This is a genomic window from Stenotrophomonas sp. DDT-1 (genome assembly GCF_001580555.1).
In the GTDB taxonomy this organism is placed as follows: domain Bacteria; phylum Pseudomonadota; class Gammaproteobacteria; order Xanthomonadales; family Xanthomonadaceae; genus Stenotrophomonas; species Stenotrophomonas sepilia.
This window is the reverse complement of sequence record NZ_LEKR01000094.1, coordinates 1-555: the sequence shown is the minus strand read 5'-3', so window position 1 is coordinate 555 and position 555 is coordinate 1. Positions and strand designations below refer to the sequence as shown.

Here is a 555-nt window from a genome sequence, read left to right as displayed (position 1 = left end):
TTGCTTTAAAACAATTAATAGTTGCTTGATCAAACGTCTGCAAGATGGACAATCATCCTTCCTGCAGGCGCCTTCACAAGATACCTGCGCATACTTTCAAAGATCCGGGGAAGTGGCCTCAGCGCCGTTCCCGTGTGCTGCGAAGTTTCCTTCGTAGCGAGCCGCCCATTATAGCCGGCTTTTCCGCTTCGTCAACACCTTTTTTCAAGGCCGTCTCACCGGAGTGGACGTTGTTGCCGATGCTGCTTCGTCGTTGGACCCGAGGGTCTTTCGTCGTTGCGAGCCGCCTATTATGGCAGGCCTTTCAGCTTTGTCAACAACTTGTTGAAGGAACTTGAAGCTCTTCGTGAAGTTGTTGCTGCAAGTCCAAGTAAAACCAGGTGCCTGCAAAAAAAGGAAAACCCCGCTGCGCAAGCAGCGGGGTTCTCGGGTGTAAACCCTGGCGATGACCTACTCTCGCATGGCTTGAGCCACACTACCATCGGCGCAGCTGCGTTTCACTTCCGAGTTCGGGATGGGATCGGGTGGTTCCACAGCGCTAATTTCACCAGGGAG

1 rRNA gene is annotated in these 555 nt (G+C 53.2%); it reads right to left on the bottom strand.

Annotation, left to right across the window (positions count from 1 at the left end):
- Positions 1 to 437: 437 nt before the first annotated feature.
- Positions 438 to 552: ribosomal RNA gene (rrf, locus tag AB839_RS20865) — 5S ribosomal RNA — on the bottom strand.
- Positions 553 to 555: the final 3 nt, after the last annotated feature.